21 protein-coding genes and 1 tRNA gene are annotated in these 21788 nt (G+C 52.8%); 13 read left to right on the forward strand and 9 right to left on the reverse strand.

Annotation, left to right across the window (positions count from 1 at the left end):
• The first annotated feature begins 65 nt into the window (after positions 1 to 65).
• The 7 genes from AB1A62_RS19625 (at position 66) to AB1A62_RS19655 (ending at position 4659) form a co-directional block, all read left to right on the forward strand.
• Positions 66 to 944, forward strand: a complete 879-nt coding sequence (locus tag AB1A62_RS19625; protein ID WP_366663156.1) for a carbon-nitrogen hydrolase family protein — start codon at positions 66 to 68, stop codon at positions 942 to 944.
• An 83-nt stretch (positions 945 to 1027) separates the two neighbouring features.
• Positions 1028 to 1246, forward strand: coding sequence for a translation initiation factor IF-1 (gene infA / locus AB1A62_RS19630; protein ID WP_005978431.1), 219 nt, complete (start codon positions 1028 to 1030; stop codon positions 1244 to 1246).
• 178 nt (positions 1247 to 1424) lie between these two features.
• Positions 1425 to 2006 carry a nucleoside triphosphate pyrophosphatase gene (locus AB1A62_RS19635; RefSeq protein ID WP_366663157.1) on the forward strand — a complete coding sequence of 194 codons (582 nt, stop codon included), beginning with the start codon at positions 1425 to 1427 and terminating at the stop codon, positions 2004 to 2006.
• Positions 2003 to 3025: a ribonuclease E/G gene (locus AB1A62_RS19640; RefSeq protein ID WP_366663158.1), complete on the forward strand. Its 1023-nt coding sequence runs from the start codon at positions 2003 to 2005 to the stop codon at positions 3023 to 3025. The genes AB1A62_RS19635 and AB1A62_RS19640 overlap by 4 nt, the downstream gene beginning before the upstream one ends.
• Complete coding sequence (gene yacG, locus AB1A62_RS19645) at positions 3022 to 3225, forward strand: DNA gyrase inhibitor YacG (RefSeq protein ID WP_366663159.1); 204 nt, start codon at positions 3022 to 3024, stop codon at positions 3223 to 3225. Before AB1A62_RS19640 ends, yacG begins: the two co-directional genes overlap by 4 nt.
• An 81-nt stretch (positions 3226 to 3306) precedes the next feature.
• Positions 3307 to 3381 (forward strand) — tRNA-Phe (locus AB1A62_RS19650).
• A gap of 96 nt (positions 3382 to 3477) precedes the next feature.
• Positions 3478 to 4659: a site-specific integrase gene (locus tag AB1A62_RS19655; RefSeq protein ID WP_366663160.1), complete on the forward strand. Its 1182-nt coding sequence runs from the start codon at positions 3478 to 3480 to the stop codon at positions 4657 to 4659.
• Between the two features lie 177 nt (positions 4660 to 4836).
• On the opposite strand, the gene AB1A62_RS19660 is transcribed toward AB1A62_RS19655, so the two are convergent.
• Positions 4837 to 5583, reverse strand: a complete 747-nt coding sequence (locus AB1A62_RS19660; RefSeq protein WP_366663161.1) for an ADP-ribosyltransferase — start codon at positions 5581 to 5583, stop codon at positions 4837 to 4839.
• Positions 5584 to 6894: 1311 nt separating this feature from the next.
• Between AB1A62_RS19660 and AB1A62_RS19665 the strand changes: the two genes are divergently transcribed.
• The 3 genes from AB1A62_RS19665 (at position 6895) to AB1A62_RS19675 (ending at position 8698) form a co-directional block, all read left to right on the forward strand.
• Entirely contained in the window at positions 6895 to 7101 is a 207-nt protein-coding gene (locus AB1A62_RS19665; RefSeq protein WP_366663162.1) for a hypothetical protein, read from the forward strand.
• A 149-nt stretch (positions 7102 to 7250) separates the two neighbouring features.
• Entirely contained in the window at positions 7251 to 7574 is a 324-nt protein-coding gene (locus AB1A62_RS19670) for a hypothetical protein (protein WP_366663163.1), read from the forward strand.
• A complete protein-coding gene (locus AB1A62_RS19675; protein ID WP_366663164.1) occupies positions 7574 to 8698 on the forward strand; it encodes an ImmA/IrrE family metallo-endopeptidase in 1125 nt (374 codons plus the stop codon). The genes AB1A62_RS19670 and AB1A62_RS19675 overlap by 1 nt, the downstream gene beginning before the upstream one ends.
• Here AB1A62_RS19675 and AB1A62_RS19680 read toward each other — a convergent pair.
• A complete protein-coding gene (locus AB1A62_RS19680) occupies positions 8677 to 9603 on the reverse strand; it encodes a hypothetical protein (protein WP_366663165.1) in 927 nt (308 codons plus the stop codon). The genes AB1A62_RS19675 and AB1A62_RS19680 overlap by 22 nt on opposite strands.
• Entirely contained in the window at positions 9600 to 10655 is a 1056-nt protein-coding gene (locus AB1A62_RS19685; RefSeq protein ID WP_366663166.1) for a thymidylate synthase, read from the reverse strand. The genes AB1A62_RS19680 and AB1A62_RS19685 overlap by 4 nt, the downstream gene beginning before the upstream one ends.
• Before the next feature lie 148 nt (positions 10656 to 10803).
• Between AB1A62_RS19685 and AB1A62_RS19690 the strand changes: the two genes are divergently transcribed.
• On the forward strand, positions 10804 to 11595 hold the full coding sequence (locus tag AB1A62_RS19690) for a hypothetical protein (RefSeq protein ID WP_366663167.1): 792 nt from the start codon (positions 10804 to 10806) through the stop codon (positions 11593 to 11595).
• 245 nt (positions 11596 to 11840) lie between these two features.
• Here the strand turns inward: AB1A62_RS19690 and AB1A62_RS19695 are convergent, their stop codons facing one another.
• The 6 genes from AB1A62_RS19695 to AB1A62_RS19720 form a co-directional block, all read right to left on the reverse strand.
• Positions 11841 to 13070, reverse strand: a complete 1230-nt coding sequence (locus AB1A62_RS19695) for a hypothetical protein (protein WP_366663168.1) — start codon at positions 13068 to 13070, stop codon at positions 11841 to 11843.
• A gap of 82 nt (positions 13071 to 13152) precedes the next feature.
• Complete coding sequence (locus AB1A62_RS19700; protein WP_366663169.1) at positions 13153 to 13764, reverse strand: site-specific integrase; 612 nt, start codon at positions 13762 to 13764, stop codon at positions 13153 to 13155.
• Positions 13765 to 13990: 226 nt separating this feature from the next.
• Positions 13991 to 16129 (reverse strand): hypothetical protein, encoded by a 2139-nt coding sequence (locus tag AB1A62_RS19705; protein ID WP_366663170.1) that lies wholly within the window; start codon positions 16127 to 16129, stop codon positions 13991 to 13993.
• The gene (locus AB1A62_RS19710) at positions 16122 to 16754 is read right to left on the reverse strand and encodes a hypothetical protein (RefSeq protein ID WP_366663171.1); all 633 of its coding nucleotides are present in this window, start codon (positions 16752 to 16754) and stop codon (positions 16122 to 16124) included. The genes AB1A62_RS19705 and AB1A62_RS19710 overlap by 8 nt, the downstream gene beginning before the upstream one ends.
• A 453-nt stretch (positions 16755 to 17207) precedes the next feature.
• Positions 17208 to 18275 (reverse strand): P1 family peptidase, encoded by a 1068-nt coding sequence (locus tag AB1A62_RS19715; RefSeq protein WP_366663172.1) that lies wholly within the window; start codon positions 18273 to 18275, stop codon positions 17208 to 17210.
• Positions 18276 to 18337: 62 nt separating this feature from the next.
• A complete protein-coding gene (locus AB1A62_RS19720; RefSeq protein WP_366663173.1) occupies positions 18338 to 19366 on the reverse strand; it encodes an extracellular solute-binding protein in 1029 nt (342 codons plus the stop codon).
• A gap of 164 nt (positions 19367 to 19530) precedes the next feature.
• Here AB1A62_RS19720 and AB1A62_RS19725 point away from each other — a divergent pair, with 164 nt between their 5' ends.
• Positions 19531 to 20382, forward strand: coding sequence for a MurR/RpiR family transcriptional regulator (locus AB1A62_RS19725; RefSeq protein ID WP_366663174.1), 852 nt, complete (start codon positions 19531 to 19533; stop codon positions 20380 to 20382).
• A 759-nt stretch (positions 20383 to 21141) separates the two neighbouring features.
• Positions 21142 to 21666 (forward strand): phage integrase SAM-like domain-containing protein, encoded by a 525-nt coding sequence (locus AB1A62_RS19730; protein ID WP_366663175.1) that lies wholly within the window; start codon positions 21142 to 21144, stop codon positions 21664 to 21666.
• Positions 21667 to 21788 lie beyond the last annotated feature (122 nt).

The raw sequence follows: 21788 nt of genomic DNA on the forward strand, positions 1-21788 counted from the left end.
CGATGCAAGGCAATCCTGCCGGTGGACCGCACAAGGATGCGGCTGCTGACTGCCGGAGAAACCGCATGAAAATCGCCACCGCCGCCTATCCGCTCGACTGGCTCGACAGCTGGGCGCAGTATGAGGACAAGCTGGCCGCCTGGGTGGCTGAGGCCGCCGGAAACGGCGCCGAGCTGCTGGTGTTCCCCGAATACGGCGCGATGGAGCTGTCGACGCTGGACGGCGCCGCGGTTGCCGGCGATCTGGAGCAGTCGATCCATTCGGTGTCGGAGAAGATGGAGGATGCTGCTGCGCTGCACCTGAAACTGGCCGCCGAACATGGGGTGCATATCCTGGGCGCCTCCGCCCCGGTGAACAGCGGACTGGACAGGCCGGTGAACCGGGCAGAGTTCTACACGCCGGCTGGTAAGCGGGACCACCAGGACAAGCAAATCATGACCCGGTTTGAGCGCGAGGACTGGGGGATCACGGGCGGCGGCCCGCTCAAGATCTTCGACACCGCGCTGGGGAGAATCGGGGTGCTTATCTGCTACGACAGCGAGTTCCCGCTGCTGGGCCGTGCATTGGCAGAAACGGACGTGATTCTTGTTCCCTCCTGCACCGAGGCGCTGGCCGGATACTGGCGGGTGCGCATCGGCGCGATGTCGCGGGCGCTGGAAAACCAATGCGTGACCGTCATGGCCTCTATCACCGGGGCCAACGAATGGTCCGAAGCGGTCGACATGAACACCGGCACAGGCGGCATTTTCGGCCCGCCCGACAAGGGCTTCCCCGGAACCGGCGTGCTGTCTGAGGGCACGCTGAACCAGCCGGGCTGGACCTACGGCGAAGCGGACCTGGGGGCCATCGCCCATGTGCGGGCCGATGGCGGGGTGCTGAACCGGCTGCATTGGGAGGAGCAAATGCCGCGGGTAAAATCGGTCACAAAGGCCGCTCTTTACTGATTGAGCCCTTGAAATATTGGAAAAATGACCCCATTTAAGCGCACGTCCCGCAGTTTGCGGGTTAACCCAATGATGGAGACAACATGGCCAAGGAAGATACGCTCGAATTTCCCGGTGTCGTGAAGGAACTCCTGCCTAACGCGACGTTTCGGGTCGAGCTTGAGAACGGCCATGAGATCATCGCGCACACGGCAGGCAAGATGCGCAAAAACCGCATCCGTGTTCTGGCTGGCGACAAGGTCCAGGTGGAAATGACCCCCTATGACCTGACCAAGGGCCGGATCAACTACCGCTTCAAGTAAGCGATTGATCTGGAAGAAATATCAAGGCCCGGCGCTCTGCCGGGCTTTTGTTTTGAGGCGGCCTGGCGGCCGCTGCCTCCGGCGGGAATATTTCTGGAAAGATGAAAAGGCGCACCGCTCTTTTCACGCTGCCAGTTTTCGCCGTATGACAGGCGCAAACCGGTAAGAGGGCCACGGCATGGCATTTATCCTTGGATCTGGCAGCCCCCGGCGGCTGCAGTTGCTGGCGCAGCTGGGCGTGCACCCTGACGAGGTGCGCCCGCCGGAGATTGACGAGACGCCGCAGAAGGGCGAACTGCCGCGCGCCTATTGCACTAGGGTAACACGGGAGAAAACTCAGGCCGTTTCTGCAGGGACGGAGGATGTTGTGCTCTGTGCGGACACCACCGTCGCGCTTGGCCGCCGCATCCTGGGCAAACCGCGGGACGCGGGCGAGGCGGCGGAGTTCCTGCTGGCCCTCTCAGGCCGCCGCCACCGGGTGATCACCGCCGTTGCCGTGCGCCGCGGCGAGCGGGTCTGGGAAAAGGACGTGGTCAGCCAGGTGAAGATGAAAAACCTCTCTGACGAGGAACTGAACGCCTATCTCGCCACCGGCGACTGGGAGGGCAAGGCCGGCGCCTATGCCATCCAGGGCCCTGCTGGCGCCTTCATTCCATGGATCAGCGGCTCTTTCACCGGCATCGTCGGGCTGCCGCTGTCTGAAACTGCAAACCTGCTGCGCGCCGCCGGGCTGCCGCTCTATCAGGAGGCCGCCGCATGAAGGGCCGCACAATCATCCTTGACCATATCCAGGACCGCGAAGCCGCCGCGCTGATGGTGGACGGCAAGCTGGAAGACTTTCTGGTTGAAAGCGATGCCCCTGCCCCCGGCACCATCTACCGCGCCCGCGCCGACCGGCCGGTCAAGGGCCAGGGCGGCATGTTCCTGTCCACGCCTGACGGCCCGGCCTTCCTGCGCCAGGTCAAGGGTCTGGCACCGGGGCAGATGATCCTGGTGCAGGTTTCAGGCTTCGCCGAACCGGGCAAGGCTGTTCCCGTGACCCAGAAGCTCTTGTTCAAGAGCCGTTATGCCATTGTCACGCCCGAGGCTCCGGGCCTGAACATCTCCCGCAGCATCCGCGACGAGGACGAGCGCGACCGGCTGCTGGAGATCGCGCATGAGGAAATGGGCGAGACAGGCTACGGGCTGATCCTGCGCTCGGCCTGCGCCGGCGCGGACAGCGAAGAGATCGCCGAGGACGTTGCCGCCATGGCGGCGCTGGCGGCGCAGGTAATGCAGGACGAAGGCACGGAGCCAGAGGTTCTGGCCGAAGGCGACACCCCGCACCTGCTGGCCTGGCGGGACTGGGTGGAGCCTGCGGATATCGAGCGCGAGCAGGGCGGGTTTGAACGTCTTGGTGTGCTTGATGCGCTGGACACCGCGCGCGGCATCCGCGAACCGCTGCCGGGGGGCGCCTTCCTGTTCATCGAGCCGACCCGCGCCCTGGTCGCGGTGGATGTGAACACCGGTTCGGACACATCGCTTGCGGCAGGCATCAAGGCCAACATGGCCGCCGCCAAGGCCCTGCCCCGCGCTTTGCGGGTGCGCGGCCTGGGCGGCCAGATCGTGCTTGACCTGGCACCGATGCCGAAAAAGGACCGGCGCGGATTTGAAACCGCGCTGCGGGCCGCCTTCCGGGCCGATTCCGAGGAAACCGTGCTGGCGGGCTGGACGAACCTGGGGCATTACGAATTGCAGCGCAAACGCGGCCGCCCGCTGCTGCAGGAGGTGCTGAAATGAGCTGTCCGATCTGCGGCGGGGAATCGCAAAAGAGCTACCGGCCGTTCTGTTCCAAACGCTGCGCCGATATCGACCTCGGGAAGTGGCTGACCGGCGCTTATTCGGTGCCCAGCCAGGACCCGGAAGACATTGAAAACGCTTTGGAAGAAGCGGAGCGCGCGCAGGCAACAGAAGAAAAACCGCACCAAACCCGCCATTAGCGATTTTCTTTGAAAAACCCTCTGGACACTGCCGCGCCCAGAGCATAGAAGGCCCCCACCCAAGGCGAACAGCCTTCCCGTGCCCGGGTAGCTCAGGGGTAGAGCAGTGGATTGAAAATCCTCGTGTCGGTGGTTCGATTCCGCCCCCGGGCACCACTAAATCACTGAAATGATTGGTGAAAATGTGGTAGCTGGAATGCGCTCATCCAGCTATGAATAGTTACGTAGTGTTACGTAGCTGGGCCTGAAGACATGGCGAAATCAAAGAGCGCATTCAAAAGCTTCAAGAAGATTCGAAAAGGCTTGGCTATCTTCAAGAATGGCCACAGCAAGTTCTGGACGCTTCGACTTTGGGATCCGCTGGCTAAGCGCTACGTGCAGAGAACGACGAAAGAAACCGTGCAGCTCGAAGCCCTCGGTGTCGCTGTAGAGTTCGCTGACAATTACAAGAGCGGTGGCCACCCTCTCCATGCTGCTAAGAAGTCCACCAGCTTTGAGCACTACGCTAAGCAGTTGATCCAGATGCAGGCGCTGAAAGGCGGGAAATGGTCTGGCGGTGATGCGAAGCTGTTGAACCGATCAGAAGACGGGCTAATCGCGTATTTTGGTAAGTGGGATGTGTCGAAGATCAATACCGGCGCTGTTCGGGACTATCTGTTGAAGCTCGATACCAACCGAGGCAAGCCGTTGGCTGAAAGTACAAAAGCTAAACACACGATTATCATGCGCAAGGTGCTGGCAATCGCGGTGGAAGATGGGGTGTTGAACGTCTTGCCGGTCATGCCCAAGCAGAAGACTGTTGATACGCCCCGGCTGGCTTTCACAGATTCGGAATACAAGAAGTTCATCAGGTCGGCGCGTGAGTGCGCAAAACGGGGTGATGTCGTCCGAGGTGTTAAAGTTCGAGAACATCACGCCCGGATGTTCACTTTCATCGTTCACAGCTTTCTTCGCCCTACCGAATCCGAGCTGTTCGGGCTGAAGCACAAGGATGTTCAAGTCAAAGGTCAGCCGCCTCACTTGGAGATGAAAATCGACGGAAAGACCGGCAAGCGAACAAGCGTGACCATGCCGATTGCAGTGCCGCTGTATCAGGGCATGTTGAACCCATTCGACGAGAGCGGTCCCGACAAGAACGCCTATGTCTGGATGCCGGAATACCCAAATCGAACAACTGCGATCAACACTGCTCGGAGGATTTTCAACCACATCTTGGAGAATGCTGGGCTGACGGATGAAGATCAGAAATTCTCCCCCTACTCATTGCGCCACTATTCCCTGCAAGCCCGGTTGAGAGGGTCAAAGGGCAAGGTGAACATTCACACGCTGGCGACAAATGCGGGGACTTCGGTTGATCAGTTGGAGCGTTTCTACCTCAAGAAGATGGCACCATCGAAAGAGCTAATCGAGAACTTGCAGACGAACGGGGACTAAGCAGGCTTTCTTGCGACAAATGATCAATGGGAAAGGTCGAAGTCATTTCGAGAAACACGGTTCTTTTTCCTTACCCCGTTGGCGAGAATCTTGAGGTGGGGGCTATCGGTACTCGTTGACCGTCAATTCTCGATCTTTCTCCTAACCTACAAAGTTTTCGTTTGATGTCAGGGTTGTCTAGTAGTGGTCAATTGAGCGAACTCTGATCTCGGTCAGTTCTGACGTCCTTGAGATCTTCTGGACACGGAAGGTACAAGCGATCGGGAAAACCGCTTCTTCTTCTTCCGGGTAGGCTGACAGTGCGGATACATCGTACGGATTGCGCTTTCCGTACATACTCACTGACCCCCAAGGCTCAATTTCAAAAAGAACGTTGGTACCAATCGCGACCGCTTTCTCTCGACACCTGCTGGTGGAAACGAAGCTGGCCCAATGGAACAAACGCCCTTCTGTGTACTCTGCGATGTCGCTGGTCTTCATTTTGGCGCCTCGGTACACGGTATGATCGACAGTGTTTTGCTCGCGAAGAGCTGAATTCAGCTGCAGTATCCATGGTGATAGCGAGTGCTTACGGATGTTTTCTCCCGCATGCACGCTTCTCAAGAGAGAATTGACCGTCGAGTAAAGTGTTGTTTCCTCCGTGTATTGGTGGACAACGGTGTTGCTTACAGCTTTGCCAGAGCTGCAGCCCATTACTTCGTTTGCAAAATCCGTGTAGCCTGCATCGAACAAACCTTTGGAAACTGTTTGTTTGACACTAGGTAGATCTGTTTTTGAGATCGCAAAGTTAGGTTCCTTCTCGTGCCAGCCCCAAAACGTTCGTAGATGTTCACTCCAATGTCTGAATGGTACTTCTTCGACGGTAGGCTCAAGGACAAAACCTTCATATTCGTGATTCACATACTTGTAGTCGAGCGTGTTCATCGGTCTGGGAAGTGCGCTCTTTGAAAGCCTGGAACGTGAGCGCATGATCCATTTTTCCTGCTTGCTAATTGGGCGTGGCCGAAGGTTTAGCGAAAAAAGCAGAGGGCACTAGACCAAAAATTGTTAACCTATGATGTCCCAATCTTGTCTTGGCAGGCTGGAAGGTCGCATACCCACCCAAATATCGGGCCGGTCGAAGCAGTGATCGGAACATGTACGTGGCGCTGTCAGGCCGTTCGTGGAGAGCGGTACGGTGGTTTTGCACAATGCAGTGCAATTGATGCGAAGCGGCGTTTGGCGCGCGCCCTAGAGTGTGTAACTTGATTGTAGAAAAGTCCGATTACTTCTCGCGCCAACACGCGACGGCATGGAAACAAGTTCGGCTGAGTATTTTCCCGATCGTATAAAAGGCTGACCCAGTGAACTGGGCTGCATAAGAAAACGGAAATCCAGACATTATACTGGCAACCATAGCCAAGGGAGATCAATTGTCTCCAACCTGAACTCATTGGATGTAGAAAAGATAATCTATTTGAAATTCATTATCGAGCATCGGCGAAGCCGATCACGGCAAAGCCGTGATGTATCATATTGAAATTCAGATTATCGACCAACCAAGGAATTTCGGACACACTTCTCCTATCCGATAGGAAAAGTGCAGATCGAGTAGGTCAAGCTCGGTCAACATTTCGGTTCTGACGATTGCTGCTGGGCAGCTCAGTTGGCGGTCAGCCGGTCTCAACTTACGTCATGCCTTCATTCTGGCGGCCAGCTTGTGATTGAACACAGCAACGAGGACGAACCGAAAGCAGTCTCGAAGCGGCTGGGCAGGTCGATCAAGTGCTATCTCCTGCATCGTGACAGATCATTTGTAACCCGGTCTTCTGTCCTGCCGGCACGAGGAATATTGCTTCTGACCCCTCCGAACAGCTTCCCACGGACGACCCGCTACATTCGGTGATCAAAACCAACACCCAGTGCTTGTTGTTCCGGTAGCCCCTGTCTGCTCACGTCTGAATTCGTTTAAGCGGTACGGTCCGAGCACCTCTGACTCTTCCCCGACATGGCTAGCTCTGCACTGATTATGCTGATGTCTGCCGAGAACCAATCTCTCGACTCGTTCTATTTATACAAGAAGCCCCCTCGTGGCCGTCGAATATCCTTGTTTTGTTGTGATAATTTTCGAAGGATCTTGCGTCCGATGCACTGCGAACTTACCCGCCGGGGTGGGGCGTATTTTACAGCGTAGTTGCATACCCTTACCCGCCTGTAACGCTGACATAAATACAATAAAGAGCAGGGGGCTAAGCCATGTCGAGCAATACAACACCAGTCAACTTCCGCGTACCAGTCGATCTCAAGAACGACTTTGAGCGCACGTGCCGGTCCTTGAATTTAGCGATGACAGCGCAATTGATTTTCATGATGCGCGAGTTCGTCGAGCGTGAGGCCGCCAAACATCGCGAAAAGCCAGATGACGACAACGGCCCTCTGTCATTCTTTATTTCCAGCACATAGCCAGTTCGATCAATGGTTAGAGGACAATTCGCCCGTGACTTTCATCGCGACGCTAGCTACAAATTCTTCATGTATTGTTTCTGGGCACATATAGTAGGCTCTTCGCCTTCCAAGGCTCTATGCTGTGCAAATTTTGGGATGCAAAACCCTTGGAACCGACATTTTCGAGCAAACTCATGAGGGATTTGGCGACAGAACCCAAGACAGCTTACCATCATCTCGGGAGTGAAAGCGGGCAAGCGTTGATTGGTTTGGTCGCAGACTTTAGAGCGGCCCTCTTTGCGGGTGACGTTCCAGGTGGTCCAAGATCAGTAACCCAAAACGGAGACTGCTTTGAACTGGATTGGTTCGTCTCCGCTGGATGCACTTTAAGAACCGTGATAACCGCCTTCGGCGATGACTGCGATAAGTGGAAAGATGCTCATCGCATTCGTTTGGATTCGATCACGATTGGTGAGGAGGTATTGGCTTGATGTTTGAACCAAACTGGGCTTCTCCGCCAGGCGACACGATCTCTCGGTTGGCGGCAGCCGGAAATGTCCCGGTGCACGAACTGGCTGAGCGCATCGGATTCGAGGAAGATGTATTTGCGGGCATCATGGAGGGGCGAGTCGAAATTTGCTCTGAAATCGCGGACGCCCTATCCGCGGAGCTTGGTGCATCACGCCAGTTTTGGAGCGAACGATACAACCAGTTTCTGGCCGACAAAGCGCGGCTCGCAAATTCAGCGCCTGACCAATCGCTTTCCACTTGGGGGCAGGCATTTCCAGCTCGGGCATTGCGTGAACTCGGTTGGTTACCGAAGGGATCTCGCGGAGAACGTTTGTCCGAAGATATTCTCAGTTTCTTTGGATGCGACACTATCAGCAGTTGGAATGAACGATACTCCGCAGGGATTGGCCAAGTCGCATTTCGAACCTCGTTTGCTTTTGAGGCCGACGAAATGGCTACGTTGGCTTGGTTGCGCGTCGGTGAAGTGCAAAGTGAAGGTCTAACGCTTGCAAGGTTTTCTTCGAGTGATTTCAAGGAGCGGCTGCCCGAGTTAAAGAAGCTTTGCGCCCTCAAGCGCCCGGAAGTCTTCTTCCCCAAATTACAGCAAGCCTGTGCGGAGCATGGTGTTGGTTTGGTGAGTTCAAAAGCCCCTAAAGGGTGTAGGGCAAGTGGGGCGACTTGGACCAACACAAATGGCAATCCAATAGTATTGTTGAGCTTCCGCTTTTTGAGCGAAGATCACTTTTGGTTCACGTTCTTTCACGAAGCGGCTCACGTTGTATTGCATGGAACCGATCACATTTCTGTAGACGGTAGCGATCCATCTCCTTTCGGCGCATCCCATTGCGAGGACGAAGCAGATGCCTTCGCGCAAGATACCCTAGTCCCGGCTTATCTCAGAGATGAAATGCTAAACGCTGTCCCGACGCGCCCGCATGTTCGAAAGATCGCTAGAATGGCAGGTGTCACGCCGGGTGTTATTGTCGGGCAACTTCAAAAGGCGGGAGTTCTTCAACCCCACCAATTCAATGAATTGAAACGACGTTACAAGTGGGACGGAAATACCGAGCTTCCGAATGTTTCTCAGCCTCGGAAGTACTCGTAAATATCTGGGCTTTTTTGCCAGTTGCACAAGCTGTCTTCGATGACTTGTTTTCCCACCTCAAGAAGCTGATCCAGTGCATCAACGCGCGGCTCTAGGGCCTTACCTGTGATGGCATGCTCCCTATCACCGAAGAACAAGAAACGCGCCCCAGCAAGCGGCCCAGTTGCTTTGTCCAAATAGACACTCCCGGGGGCAATTGGAGCCAGCTGAAGCTTGCCAAGCATCGTGAGAAAATCAAATCTTCCAAGACGCCCCCCCCCGAAACCAAATACGTCTTTCATGGATTTGTATAACGCATCGAATGCTGCATGCGGCTCTTGTCCAACACTTGCGTGGGTAGCTACCAAACGGTCTCGAAAACCACCAAACTCGGTTTGCCATTGATAGTAGGTACGAAACGTTCTCGCTACCGCTTCAGGTTTTTTGCTTTGGAATTTTCTGTGATTAGAAAATTTACAAGAAGCAAGAGTGGCTGCGTTTTCCAACAGCATGTTTTCAAACGCTACTGGGTTGGCACCATAGTTTGCAAAAGTCCAAACAGGGCCTGCTTGGAAAGACCCATATACATTCTGAGCAAATCTCCACTCGTCCACCGCATGTTTGCCGAAGTGAGTAAGAATGAATGTTAGCCAAATTGCTTCGTCAAGTTGCCCATGTCGTTGGAAATGCAGAGCCCCTCTAACTGGGTCAAAAATACCTGAATGGGGATCGCACCTAGCCGGGCTTACGTCCCGCATCAGCAAAGTATCCGTGTACGAAATCCGACGAAGGCTGGATACGATCTGTTGTGCCCAGCAGAGCCGACGCTGGGCAGTTACGATCCCAGGAAGGGGGCCAAATTGTTCGTCAATCTGCCCGATTTTATCAACAAACTCGCATATTCTATCTTTGTGGATTCCGCTCATGCTTTCTTACCTTCATTCGCATATTCAAAAAGATCTCGAACGGAAGATTGCTTTTTCTCAAGCCTGCCGAGGATATATATTCGGTAAGTCGGTGAAATCTCCCTCATAATACTCGCAACTCTACGCAACTCGGGTCTCTCGGATCTAAGATCATCTCCGCGTTTCCTCATATCCTCGAAAATCTTGTGAATTCTGAAAAGCTCTATGAAATCTTGCCAGTATCGTTCGACGTCGGTTGGTGCGCTATAGCCGATGTTTCCAGCTCGGATTTCTTGCTCAGCGACTTTCACTTGTTCGATGCTCGACCATGGACATCCTGATGGCATTTCCGGCATAGGTGAGAAATCGTGAAAGCCTTCTCGATAGTATGCTTCCGCACCAGATGTGGAATTGTTCGCGGGGCGTTCTGCAGTTTCAGGGCTGTCATGGTATAGATGCAGACTGCTCACGGAATGCGTGTATCTGCCCAATCCAAAGCCCAATTCGCGAGCCGCTATCTCCTGCAGCATAGTAAACGTGAAGATATCATGCGGGAGGCCAAAAAACGCATCGTTAGAACGCATGTGTGTGTGCATGAACAACTGTCTGTTCCGTACCGCGAATTGAATGGTGCAGGTGCAAGGCTTGTCACCGTTTTTTGGCTTTGCATCCGAATTGTCGTAGATCTGAATAAGGGCGTTTCTTGATCCCTCTCGTTCACGTAGAGTGCGGATCACCCTATCCCATTCGCTGCGTCCTTGGAGCTTCGCATGAGCATTTTCGCCAAAAATTCTAGGGCCATAAGCACCATTTGCCTTGACCTCATCTTTGATTAATTTTGGGTAGTTTGGAATGTAGTGTTTGATGAACTCTACGCTATCACTACCGGACAAGTACCAAAACAACTCACCAAGCGGACTGAAGGCCTTGGCTTTAGAGAACGAGCGACTTAACCGCGCTCGTGGGTTCTTCAACTCCAACAGCGCCCCAAAGGCTTCCGTACTCTTGCCTTTGCTGGAGTCAACCTGGAAATTCCCGCGCCCAGTAAGTAACTGCTTGAAGACAGCCCTCATCAGGTCGTCTAGACTGTCCTCGCTTGCATGAAACAACTTTACTCAACCTCATCTTTTGGTTGAATTTTGACATTCTCTCGCGGAAATTCAAGGGAGGAACGCCAAGAGCTTCCCTTTCATGTCCCGAAGCAGCAAGACGGAGAAAGTCGTGAACGTATCTGACATCCACAAGGCTTTGGAAGGAACAGAGGAACTTAGGTCTTGGCGGCTGAACAATGTGTACAGCGAAATAAAAGAGTGGGGGCAACGGCCAATCAAATTCACTTCTGATCCTCGCGGTAGCCAACTCTTTTCAATAGAAGAGATGAAAAGATCATTTTGTCGGCGCTTTATTGATCTGGCGGACTCGGCCAGCCGGTTGCTTGAGGAAGACAGGGTAGTCAGCGCAGCTATCCTTGCAAGGGCGCAGATTGAAACAGTCGGAATGGCGGCTTTCTTTGTTCATGAGGTCTCCCGCATGACGCGCAAAGGCAACCTGGAACGGTTTGAAAAACGAGTCGACCAATTCCTTGGCGGTCGCACGGAAGATGGGGAAATTGCAAAACGCGTTCATGTGATGGACGCCTTGAGGCATCTCGACAAGCTTGACCATAAGTATATGGAGTACCTTTGGGAAAAGTACCCTGCAATCAGAGCATTTATTAGTGCGCTAGAAGAAGTCCAATCAACAGGGTTAGAAATCCAAGATCTTGTCAGCAGAATCTCGGCAATGAGAAACTATGACACATTGAGCGAGTTCGTACATCCGAATGCGCTTGGGACCTTTTTCATCTTTGGGCAACCCGAAGATAGTGGTCCAGCAGAAGAAGGTGCAAAAGAACTGCTGCGAAGGATGACGGGAGGGGCAACTTGGCAAGGGCACCACATGATCACGGCCTTGAATGCGTCAGTGGGATGGTCCGACGAGTATTTTCAACAGTTTGGGTCTGCCACAGAATAGTCCATCTGGATGGTTGTGTGCCAAGCTCCCCGAGGTCGCGGGCAGTGTTTTCTAGTTAGGAATGAAAGGCGCATACGATGCCACAGGTTCCGATCAACACGTGAAATAAATCGAACCCAACGCAAACCTCGGGTATTAAGGCTCCTCAACTTGGAACTTCGGATGCGAAGAAGGGTCGCAATCCGCCCAAGGAATCAAAATCTGGTTCTTGTCGACTATCGCCCAAACTTCGAAGTTGAAGACCTCTAGTCACACATAAATTTCTGCCGCGCCCTCCAGATAATATCCCTCATGCGCTGAAGTTTCTCTATTTCCACTTCGGTAATGTCTGACGAACCTAAGACTGACTTCGCCGGGTGGGCAAGGGTATTCCTCGCGCCGGAATTCAGTTCGTCTACAAGCTTGCTGAATTCCTTTCGACTAAGCTGAGAGCCGTCGCTGTTGCTCATCCCAGGTTCAAATATTCCCCAACGTTTCTTGGAACAAATTGTTAACAACATTTCCAACAGTGTTAGCCTGCCGAGATTGCCCTCATAAACTTCCTCTAGCTTTTCCCGCACATGCGTCACCAAGATGCTTTCCACGTTGTTGCCTGACACTTTTCTCAGGAGCTTTCCAACTCCCCGCTCACATTCTACGAAAGCTCCGTAGGCTTTGCGTGCTCGGCTTTCAAATGTGTTCGTTTTATCCGCAACTTCGTCCAAGATACTGCGTATGAAGTCGCTGTTTTCCTCGGCTCCGTTGACATGAAAGCCGCCTAACGCATCATATCCGTCGATCAACATGCCAGCCGCACTGATAAACTGAAATGTTTTCTTGTTTGTGCGATACGCAATCATACAAGGGCGCAATCCAGGGATGCTTGAAGTAATTCTGTCCCCGTCGTCTACAAATCTTGCCCCGTTTGGAGCCTCTACCAGTGGGTATGTTTTCTTGTCATATGTCAGCAAGATTGGCTGATTGACGTGCAAAAACGTACTGTCATCTAGGTAATCCGGCCTCATTACGCCGTCATCAGCGGTGATCGAAATCGAATACTCATTGGGGTGGTCATTTATTTCTCGAGGAAGGCTTACGCGTATGTTGTGAGGCCAGACATCGAGGGCTGAGAAGATTTTGGACAAGGCCGCGTTCAGCTCTTTGTCTGAAACATTTGGTTTGGGTATGTCCGTTCCATAAAGCTCGACTACCGAAGGCACACCTGCGTTAATTTTCTCTGTGATCAGATCGGCGATTTCTTCGCTATAGCTTCCTAAAACGCGCAGCGTCTTTGAAAGGGAAACCATGACTAGGATATCGGCAGTCTCGATCTGTAGTTTGATGTTTGAGAACCATGACGGAACGTCGGTTTGACTTGAAAGTGCAGGCAGCCGAACAACGCGACACCGTAGGTGGTTCTGGAAATAGCTTTCGAGTGCGCCAACTGTGCCGCGCTCATGTTCATTTTGGAGTGGGGAGAAGAAAAGTGCCTGCATTTTTGTAGTTGCTCGAGTTATTGAGGTCAGTTCGAGGTTTTGTTCGCCAAGAGAAGAGCGATCATGCCGCGAAGTTATTGAGTTAGATAAGATTTACCAGTCGTTTCTTGGCATCTGTATCACCTTCGATATACCGCTGTGTCATCGTCAGGCTTGAATGACCTGCTAGTTCCTGCACGTCGCGTAGCGAACCCCCAGCCTGCACGACCTTCTTCGCTGCATTCGTGATAAATGTGCGCCGACCGCTGTGCGAGCTCGCGCCAACAAAACCCAAGTCGCGATACCAACGCTGAAACATATTCACGATAACCTGCGCAGGCGTGCTGTCGCTCCGTTCAGTACAGACAATGGCACGTTCTGGGAAAGTTGGAGCGTCACGCTGTTGACGCTTGTCAGTACAAACCGTCTTCCAAAGCTCCAGAGATTTGCGCAAATCACGGTTCATCGGAATGATGCGCCCAGATCGCCCCTTGCTTGTTTGATCTGTCAGTTCGATGTGATCGCCGATCTCACCTTCTGAATTCAGAACTGACGACCAGTGCAGACCCGCAACCTCTTTCGCGCGAAGACCAGCTTTCACGGTTAGCAAGAAAATAACCTTGTTTCGATCCGCGTTGCGCCCCGCTTCAAGGTGGCGAAGCACAGCTTGGATTTGAGCGTTGGTTAGTATCTTTGCCTGTTTGCCTTGTGCCATCGTGAACCCATTAGAAAATTGCGTTGATGCGCAAGATTCTAACAGGTCCATCCAGCCTGAAAAGTCATGACCGAAATTTATAGTTGAAAAACATGGCCTTACCCATTCTGATTATTGAAGTTACGAACCATAATCAGAGTGTTGGCGAGGCATCATGCGATCTTCTGAATTGATGCAGACGTTAGATACGCAGCTCTTTAGCAGAACGAAGTAGCGGTCAAAATGTTTACCATGGTAAATGATCTGGCTTTGTGAAGTTTGATATGAAGTACATACCATAGTTGTTGATACCTTCCGGTACTTCCACACCATCTTTCAAGCGTAGCCTCTGGGTATAAATTGAATAATCCACCTTGTGATGCCAACGGTTATGTTCAAACCAAACCCTAGAATCGACTGGTTGTTGATCATAAAGGAACTTCGATTTCTTGAACGTGCCTTCCCAGTAAAACTCGTCGGTGTTGCCGCCCGTGCTGGTCTGGGTCGCCTCCTTACCTTGCAAGAATGTGCAGAATTCCAGAGTGCAAAGTTTGGGTTCCTTGTGTTGCAATATTCTCAGGCTCAAAATGGTGTCTTCATTATACCGACCTTCCCACCGGTACGGGCAGCTATTTTCGATGAGACACATCGAATAGTTTCGGCTGTTCAATCTGATCGGTGCCCACTTTGATTTCGGAGCATAGTCATGCCTGTAGCCGAACGAAGCCAAGGGAAGGTTGTCGTACCTGTCGACGAAGTCTTCCGCTGCTCTAAAAATTGCACCAGAGTCGACCCGAACGCGGACGTTGTTGTGAAGGCGATAAAAGTCGTTGATATTGTCATCTAAGACCCAATGACGAGCAAACCCGTTCCTTATTGAGTGATCCCAGCACCAGTTCCTCGCTAAGCTGGGACCTTCGCCGTGATCTGAGAACGGCAATATCAATAGTGTCGCATATTCAGATAAGCCGAAAAATGTCAGGGCTTCTTTGTATTCCGCCTCTTGTTGGGGCTCGACTGCGATATAATGAGGTATTCTAATCTTTGCCAAAGATTTGGATGTCTTCATGTACTGAGCGCGACTTTTCGAAATGATGTAGACAGGATAGCGCGGAAGGGTACGGCTATCGTCCATCCACCTGAGAAGCTGATTCTTTATCTTCACCTTATTCTTGGCTTCTTCGTCAATTCCATCGTCTTCGTCATCAACATCTGACTGCTCATCAAAAGGAAGACCCTTTTCATTCTTGAAGTCAGGCATTCCCTTCCAATGATTTACCCAATCAGGTTGCTCGACAGCGCCTTGATCCGGAACAATCTTAAACTGTTCTCTCGTGTGTACTTTGGAGGTAATGCCGCCATTGAGAGAGGCAATTACCGCATCTGCTTCCGATTCAAGAAGATCGGTAAGTGGATCATAGTAATTCGGCTGAACGCTGGGCGAGTTCATAAAGTTCTCATATGCCTGATCTGGATTCACGTAACCCTTTTGTTCGCTTCGAGAAGGAGATCTTCGTCTGGGCGATTTGAGCTTTTGTTTACCTGAAAGGGCGGAGACTTCGGTTATCTTGATTTTTTCCTGATGGCCGTGAACCTTATCGAACCTCGCCATGAGGCTCTTTGTGCCTCCTACAATCCAATCATCTTCGGATGTTCGAAGTGGCTTCATCTCGTGGTGGTCTTCGTGCATCCAGCCGCGCAGATAGATTACAAAACCATGTTCGACTGATTCAAAAACCATTGTGTGATTTGCGAGAGTTGTGACTGTGTAGTCTTCGGTCGGCATCGCTCTAAAAAATCTAGTGCGCAATCGGAACGCTTTTCCGACGTTCACGGAAGATTTGGGAAAGATCGTAAAGGCTGGCGGAGACCATGATGAAACAAACGGCACTGCATCCATAGAGTGCTCGTTTCCGTGGCTGTCTTTGTAAAACCCACGATACTGCATTTCGACCCCATGCCCATCGATATAGGTGGAGGCATGTTCGTCAACTGGAACAATGAACAGGTTTTTTAGAGCGCTTCCGTCACCGAGGTGACTCACGAAACTTCCCTGAGCTTCTTTCCATATTTCGGCACTTATCGAAAACTTGGTCAGTTCATCCGATGCAATGTTTGGATCGATAATGAACGGCTGGTCAAAGAATGGCTTGTCTTCGACAACATATTTGCCTTGCTCTTTAAGCGCTTCTGTTGAGTAATAACCCGGCGGTGGTGCTTTTCCTGTGAAAAACCCTTCCGCAATCATCAAGTGATTTAAAGAGATGTTCGGCAAAAAGCCGATCTCATATCGTTCATCCTCGAATACCTGAAACGAGTTCGACCAGTTTGCGAACTTGCGCAAAACGCCGAGGTCGCTCTTGGATGCCGCGTAAGACTTACCCAACTCTGTTCACCTCATTCAAGCCGACGACAACGCCGCATTCTGCGAGGTCTTTGCAAAGATCATTTAGTGCTTGAAGTTTGTCGGCCGGAACGTTTGTGAAGTTGCCCTTGATAGTCACCTTGATAGACGGACCAGCAGCTATGTTCTTTGCCTGTTTTTCTGCGTCAATCTCTGCCTGACTTTTCGGTTCTTGCTGGAAAATCCCATCCACGTCTTTGCGCAATAGTTTGGGCGTAATCTTACCCCCATGAATGGCGCTTGTTAGTGTGGCACCATTGTCGTCTAGTTTTTCGTCCTTGTCCGCCAGTGCGTAGAGTGTGTTGTAGGACGCAGGCAGAAATGGAAGGTTATTTTCGTTCATCAACACGCTATTCTTGCCGATCTTGACAAGCCGGGACAGAACCGAACTTGAGATTTTCGCGTGTGTCTCCAGGTGCGCTTTGATCGGCCTTTTCTCTCGGAACGGAAGGTCTTCGATCTGCTTGGCGAGTTTTGCCATTTCAATGATCGTTTCGCGTGTCCGGTTCCAGTTCGCGACGAAGCCACTTGCTAGAGCATATTGCGCGTCGGTCAGTTTGCCACGCGGGAGCGCTCCATTTTGTTGTTCATGGTAAACGATATTCATTGCTGTTCTGCCTCATTTTCGCTCGAGGGACCGTATCTTGGCAGTTCCCCAAAGCACAAGGCATGGTCTTGTTAGTGTGCCGAATTTTGAACCATCACCTGATGTGGCAAACGGTCCAGAGCGTCCTTGGCTCCATCGACATCACACCAATCCAGTCGGACAAATGAGTTGGCTGTAAATTCTACAGAAGGACAGAGGCTTACAAGATCTGGTTATGGAAGTGACAGAATCTAATCAGAAGCGCAAGCAAGGCTACAAAGCAGTCTTCCGACCTACTGAGAGCTGGAAACCGACAGTCTGGCAATGCCTTGTTTGCGGTGAGCTTGATCCGCGCAAATGCTGACATTCGCCCTGAACTTGGCGAACGGCTCAGACGCGGACAATGCCGCCCCTCACTTTGATGACGCGAATGGCCGCACCTGGCGCTTCACGACGACAATTTCAAGCTTCTATTCAGCAAAAGAGCGCTTTCAATCTAGCGGTGTCGATCCCCTTGCAAACCCGCCCTTCAGGCTTGAAGGAGGGCACGTCTTCACCTGCGACAATCGCATTCACAACGGATTCTTCCACGCATTCGACAGCCGCAAGGTAGAAGGGATCAAGCAATTCCATGTTGAGCTCCGTGCGAGTTGTCAACGCCGCCTCCACCTGCGGCATGCGTTGTTCGTTGGCAACCGACAGCGCCAGGAAAATATCACCCGAATTGTTCCCTCCAGGGCTGCCGCCGCGCCCGATGCCGATGGCCGCCCGTTTGGCGACCTGTCGCAATGACAGGGGAGAAAGCGGAGCGTCGGTGGCGAGTATGACGATGATCGAGCCGGTTTCCTGTTCGAGGATACGGTCCTCGGGCATCAACTCTCCAACCGGCATGCCCAGGATGTTGAGCCATGGCCGGATCCCGTGATTGGCCTGCACAAGCGCGGCCACGGTATAGGTTTCTCCCCCGATTTCGATCCGGCGCGAGGCGGTGCCCGTGCCGCCCTTGAACTCATAGCAGATCATGCCGTTGCCGCCGCCAACAGACCCTTCGGCGACAGGCCCCGATGCGGCGCTGCTCAGCGCGCCGATCGCATGCTCGGCGGTGACGTTCTGGCCATTGATGTCATTCAAAACACCATCATAGGTTTCCGCCACAACCGGCATCGCCCAAGCGTGCTCTTTGCGGAAGTAATCCGCATAGGTATCAAGCATCCAGCGCGTGGCTCCGTGATGCACCATGCCCACAGAATGGGTATTGGTGATGCAGATCGGGCCCACGAAATACCCAGCGTCGTTGATCCAATGGGTCCCGGTCATCTCACCATTGCCATTGAGAGCATATTGTCCGGACCAAACCGGCTTAGGTTCTGATGCGTCCCCGCGCGGCAGGATTGCTGTTACACCGGTCCGGATATTGCGGTCAGGGTCAGTCAGTGTTGTGAAACCAATCTTCAAACCTTCGATATCGGTGATAGCGTTGTAAGGGCCGGTTTCGCCCTTGAATGGCAGGCCCAATTCGCGCGCGCGCAGTTTTGTCTTCATCTTTTTGCTCGTCTGTCGGTTCCGGGGTCAGCCCGCCGGATATTCCCGGCGGGCCATTCGGTTCATTTTTTCAGGTTTGTCCAGATTTGGTCATACACCGCCTGAGTGGCTTCATCGCAGGCTTCAACGAACACCGGCGTGCCCGCGTTCGCAGGCGGGTTCGCCTCGGGCAGTGTCGCCAGCTCGGGATCAAGGAAGTCCCCGACGCCGGTGACGCCCGTGCCATAGCGCGCATAGTTCGCAACTGCCGCGATGTTTTCCGGCTCAAGCAGGAAATCCATGAACTTCAGGGCGTTTTCACGGTTGGGCGCATCCTTCAGAAGCACGACATTGTCCATCCAGACAACATAGCCTTCCGTCGGGAAAGCATATTTCAGGCTGTCTTTTTCCGAACGGGCCTTGGCGGCAAAGCCATGGGTGATCTGTCCAACAGCCACATCGCCCGACACGAGCACTTCCTTTGCGGTGTCCGAGTTGAAAGAGGTCCAATGCTCTTTGGCTGCCTGCAGCATGTCGTTCAACGCTTTCAGTTGCTCGCGGTCCGTTGAGCATTGCGGAATGCCCAGATGCAGGGCGGCCAGCGCAAATAGGTCACTTTGGCTGTCCTGTATATTGATTCTGTTGGATAGTTCTTTAGGTGGGTTGAAGAGGATATCTGTTGTGTCGATGTCGCCGCCATAGGTTGCCGTATCAACCATGAACGACGAAGACCCCCACTGATAGGGAATCGAATGCGCCCGGCCCGGATCGAAGCTTGGGTCGGCCCATTCAGACGCGATGTTCGCCTTGTTCTTCAATTCGCCGTCGGCGATGGTGTCCAGCAGACCATCCTGCGCCATGATCTTTACCATGAAATCCGTGGGCACAGCCACGTCATAGGTGCCAAGAGCCCCGGCTTTGAGAGAGGCCAGCATCGCTTCATTCGAGTCGTAGGTGTCCATGGTCACCGTAACGCCGGTTTCTTCGCTGAATTTGTCCAGTAGCGCCTGCGGGATGTATTCGAACCAGTGATAAATCACCAAGTTCCCCTCGGCGAATGCGGATGTGGCTGACAGGACCAGCGCAATGGCGGTTGTGGTAAGGCGTCTCATGATTTTCCTCAAAGTTGCTTGTTTTGCCTTGTCAGGCTCAAAGGCGCGGGCGTGAAACCGCGGCTTCACGCACCTAGCGGACCGCACTGAGCCATTGCGGGAACCCTTGCATGAGATTGGTAGTCATAGTAGCAAATGGTACGAATGACAGAAAGATAACATAAATGGAAGCGAAACCCGTATTCAGGAACATTCGCGCGAACTTGCCCGGGCTGACCAAATCTGAAGCGGGCATAGCCCGGTACATACTGAACAACGAAGCGCGTATCGGGCTTGAGACTGGCGCGTCCCTGGCTGCAGCGACACGGGTCAGCGAAATCACTGTCAGCCGGTTTCTGAAAAAGCTCGGCTATCGCGGCATCCGCGATCTCAAGGAACAGCTGAAAACCCAAACGCCTCAGACGCAGGTGGACAGCACCGAGCGTTTCATGCGGCTTCTGTCAACAAGCGACAGTGTGATCCTCAAGGCGGAAAGCAATGCGATTCGCAAGCTCTCCAGCCAGCTCGCCCGTGCGGAATGGCAGGGCATGGTTTCCTGCGTTCACGAGGCGGAAAGGGTGTTTGTGACCGGCTTTCAAACGGTGCGCGGCATGGCCGAAGATTTTGCACGGCGTCTTGGCATCGTCAGGGACGCGGTCCGCCATCTTTCCGTTCATGAGGGCGGTTTGGTCGAATGGGCGCCCCCCGCAGCCTCCATCCAGGATACCAGAAACGTTCTGATCCTGATCGATATTCAGCCCTATGCGCGAGAAGCGGAAAAGACCTGCCGGATCGCCAGAAGGATGGGGTTTCAGATCGTCGTTTTCACAGATGAATTTAACAACTGGGCCTATGGCTATACCCAGCATGTCTTTCATGTGGAGTCCAAAACCGGCCTGTTCCTTGAATCAACCGCGGCATTGAATTCGATGCTGAATTTCGCAATCCATGCAGTGGCCGAGCAAGAACCCGAGATATCACGCGCTCGGATAGACAACTGGCTCGAAATGACCAAGGAATTAGATCTTTTCAGCTAAAATTTTTTCTTGCCGCCGCACATGTAAGAAAAGTGTCACCGCCCTCACTTCAGAACAGCGCTCGACGCCAGATCTAAGTACCAGGATGGTAATTGCCTTAGAACTGCCATTGGTTCCATACGCAGCATTGGTCAGTATGGGCTCTTACCCGACCTTAGCTGCAATCTGCCCGAAAGTCTGATTTACCGAAACGCTTCTGTCAGCATATGTCAGAACGGCCAGCCACTTTTTTTCATCGAGATGGGCCGTGCGATAGATGAAACCTGTCTAGTGCTAAAGTGCGGCCTGTTGCGGTTGAAAATGATCAGCTTAACTCACAATGAGACCGACTATCTAGCCGTGCAGCTGTAATGCGCAGTGCTTTCCACTATTCCATGGTCTTTGGGAATTCTGAGTCATAGACTTCTGTCTGTTCTTGAACGAAGTTCAGAATATATCTTCAAAGCTGCACGGCTATTATACCAGAAATGGAATGTGCGCATAGCTGACATATGGTCGCGGTATCGGATATTTTACAGGCCTAATCAATGCGTTAGCGGGTGGCTCCCATGATGCAAGTTACGTAGTAAGTCACGTAGATAGTTGTAAAGCATTGATTTTAAAAATAGGCATGTGATTGAAAATCCTCGTGTCGGTGGTTCGATTCCGCCCCCGGGCACCATAACATCCTGATATAACTGAAGAATTTCGCCCGTTGATGATCATCGGAGCCGACTCTAAAAGTTATACACGGTTATACACTTCTCATATGGGCTCGGTTTGGCCAAAGATTCCGAAAATCGAATTACAACGATCAAACACCTCCGGAAGGGGCTGGCGATCTACAAGATAGCGCGCAGCCCCTACTACTACATCCGCATCAGAGACCCGCTTGCAGGGAAATATGTTAGCCGTTCCTCCAAGGAGACATCGCGTCTCGAAGCGATTGAAGTGGCCTATGAGTTTGCCGACTCATACCGCAGCAAGGCCAACAGCGACCATGCTCAGAAGAAGGCCACCAGCTTCGAGCACTACGCCAAGAAGCTGATGGGCATTCAGAAAGGCAAGTCCAAGTGGTCAGACGGCGACAACAAGCTGCTGAACCGATCAAAGGACGGGCTGATCTGCTATTTTGGGAAGTACGACGTTACGAAGATCACCACCGGCAAGGTGCGGGACTACCTGATTCATCTGGACGGGAACCGGCCAAAGCGGCTGGCAGAATCGACCAAGGCCAAACACACAATCATCATCCGTAAGGTCCTGACTCTGGCAGTGGAAGACGGCATCCTGAACGTGCTGTAATCGCCGGACGTAATCTCCCCAAAACCGCCGTTTGAAAAATCCCCAGCCATGAGCGGCAGGGCCAATTCCGAACCTCAAATATTCGGAATTGGCGCTGCCGCGGGACACAGGCCTGATGCTCC

Origin of the sequence: Leisingera sp. JC11 (assembly GCF_040704725.1) — a bacterium.
Taxonomy (GTDB): domain Bacteria; phylum Pseudomonadota; class Alphaproteobacteria; order Rhodobacterales; family Rhodobacteraceae; genus Leisingera.

Bases quoted from the DNA above. Each gene is read 5' to 3' on its own strand.
- AB1A62_RS19625 (WP_366663156.1), top strand. From the start codon at position 66: ATGAAAATCGCCACCGCCGCCTATCCGCTCGACTGGCTCGACAGCTGG.
- infA (WP_005978431.1), top strand. From the start codon at position 1,028: ATGGCCAAGGAAGATACGCTCGAATTTCCCGGTGTCGTGAAGGAACTC.
- AB1A62_RS19635 (WP_366663157.1), top strand. From the start codon at position 1,425: ATGGCATTTATCCTTGGATCTGGCAGCCCCCGGCGGCTGCAGTTGCTG.
- AB1A62_RS19640 (WP_366663158.1), top strand. From the start codon at position 2,003: ATGAAGGGCCGCACAATCATCCTTGACCATATCCAGGACCGCGAAGCC.
- yacG (WP_366663159.1), top strand. From the start codon at position 3,022: ATGAGCTGTCCGATCTGCGGCGGGGAATCGCAAAAGAGCTACCGGCCG.
- AB1A62_RS19655 (WP_366663160.1), top strand. From the start codon at position 3,478: ATGGCGAAATCAAAGAGCGCATTCAAAAGCTTCAAGAAGATTCGAAAA.
- AB1A62_RS19660 (WP_366663161.1), bottom strand. From the start codon at position 5,583: ATGAACACGCTCGACTACAAGTATGTGAATCACGAATATGAAGGTTTT.
- AB1A62_RS19665 (WP_366663162.1), top strand. From the start codon at position 6,895: ATGTCGAGCAATACAACACCAGTCAACTTCCGCGTACCAGTCGATCTC.
- AB1A62_RS19675 (WP_366663164.1), top strand. From the start codon at position 7,574: ATGTTTGAACCAAACTGGGCTTCTCCGCCAGGCGACACGATCTCTCGG.
- AB1A62_RS19680 (WP_366663165.1), bottom strand. From the start codon at position 9,603: ATGAGCGGAATCCACAAAGATAGAATATGCGAGTTTGTTGATAAAATC.
- AB1A62_RS19685 (WP_366663166.1), bottom strand. From the start codon at position 10,655: ATGAGGGCTGTCTTCAAGCAGTTACTTACTGGGCGCGGGAATTTCCAG.
- AB1A62_RS19695 (WP_366663168.1), bottom strand. From the start codon at position 13,070: ATGCAGGCACTTTTCTTCTCCCCACTCCAAAATGAACATGAGCGCGGC.
- AB1A62_RS19700 (WP_366663169.1), bottom strand. From the start codon at position 13,764: ATGGCACAAGGCAAACAGGCAAAGATACTAACCAACGCTCAAATCCAA.
- AB1A62_RS19710 (WP_366663171.1), bottom strand. From the start codon at position 16,754: ATGAATATCGTTTACCATGAACAACAAAATGGAGCGCTCCCGCGTGGC.
- AB1A62_RS19715 (WP_366663172.1), bottom strand. From the start codon at position 18,275: ATGAAGACAAAACTGCGCGCGCGCGAATTGGGCCTGCCATTCAAGGGC.
- AB1A62_RS19720 (WP_366663173.1), bottom strand. From the start codon at position 19,366: ATGAGACGCCTTACCACAACCGCCATTGCGCTGGTCCTGTCAGCCACA.
- AB1A62_RS19725 (WP_366663174.1), top strand. From the start codon at position 19,531: ATGGAAGCGAAACCCGTATTCAGGAACATTCGCGCGAACTTGCCCGGG.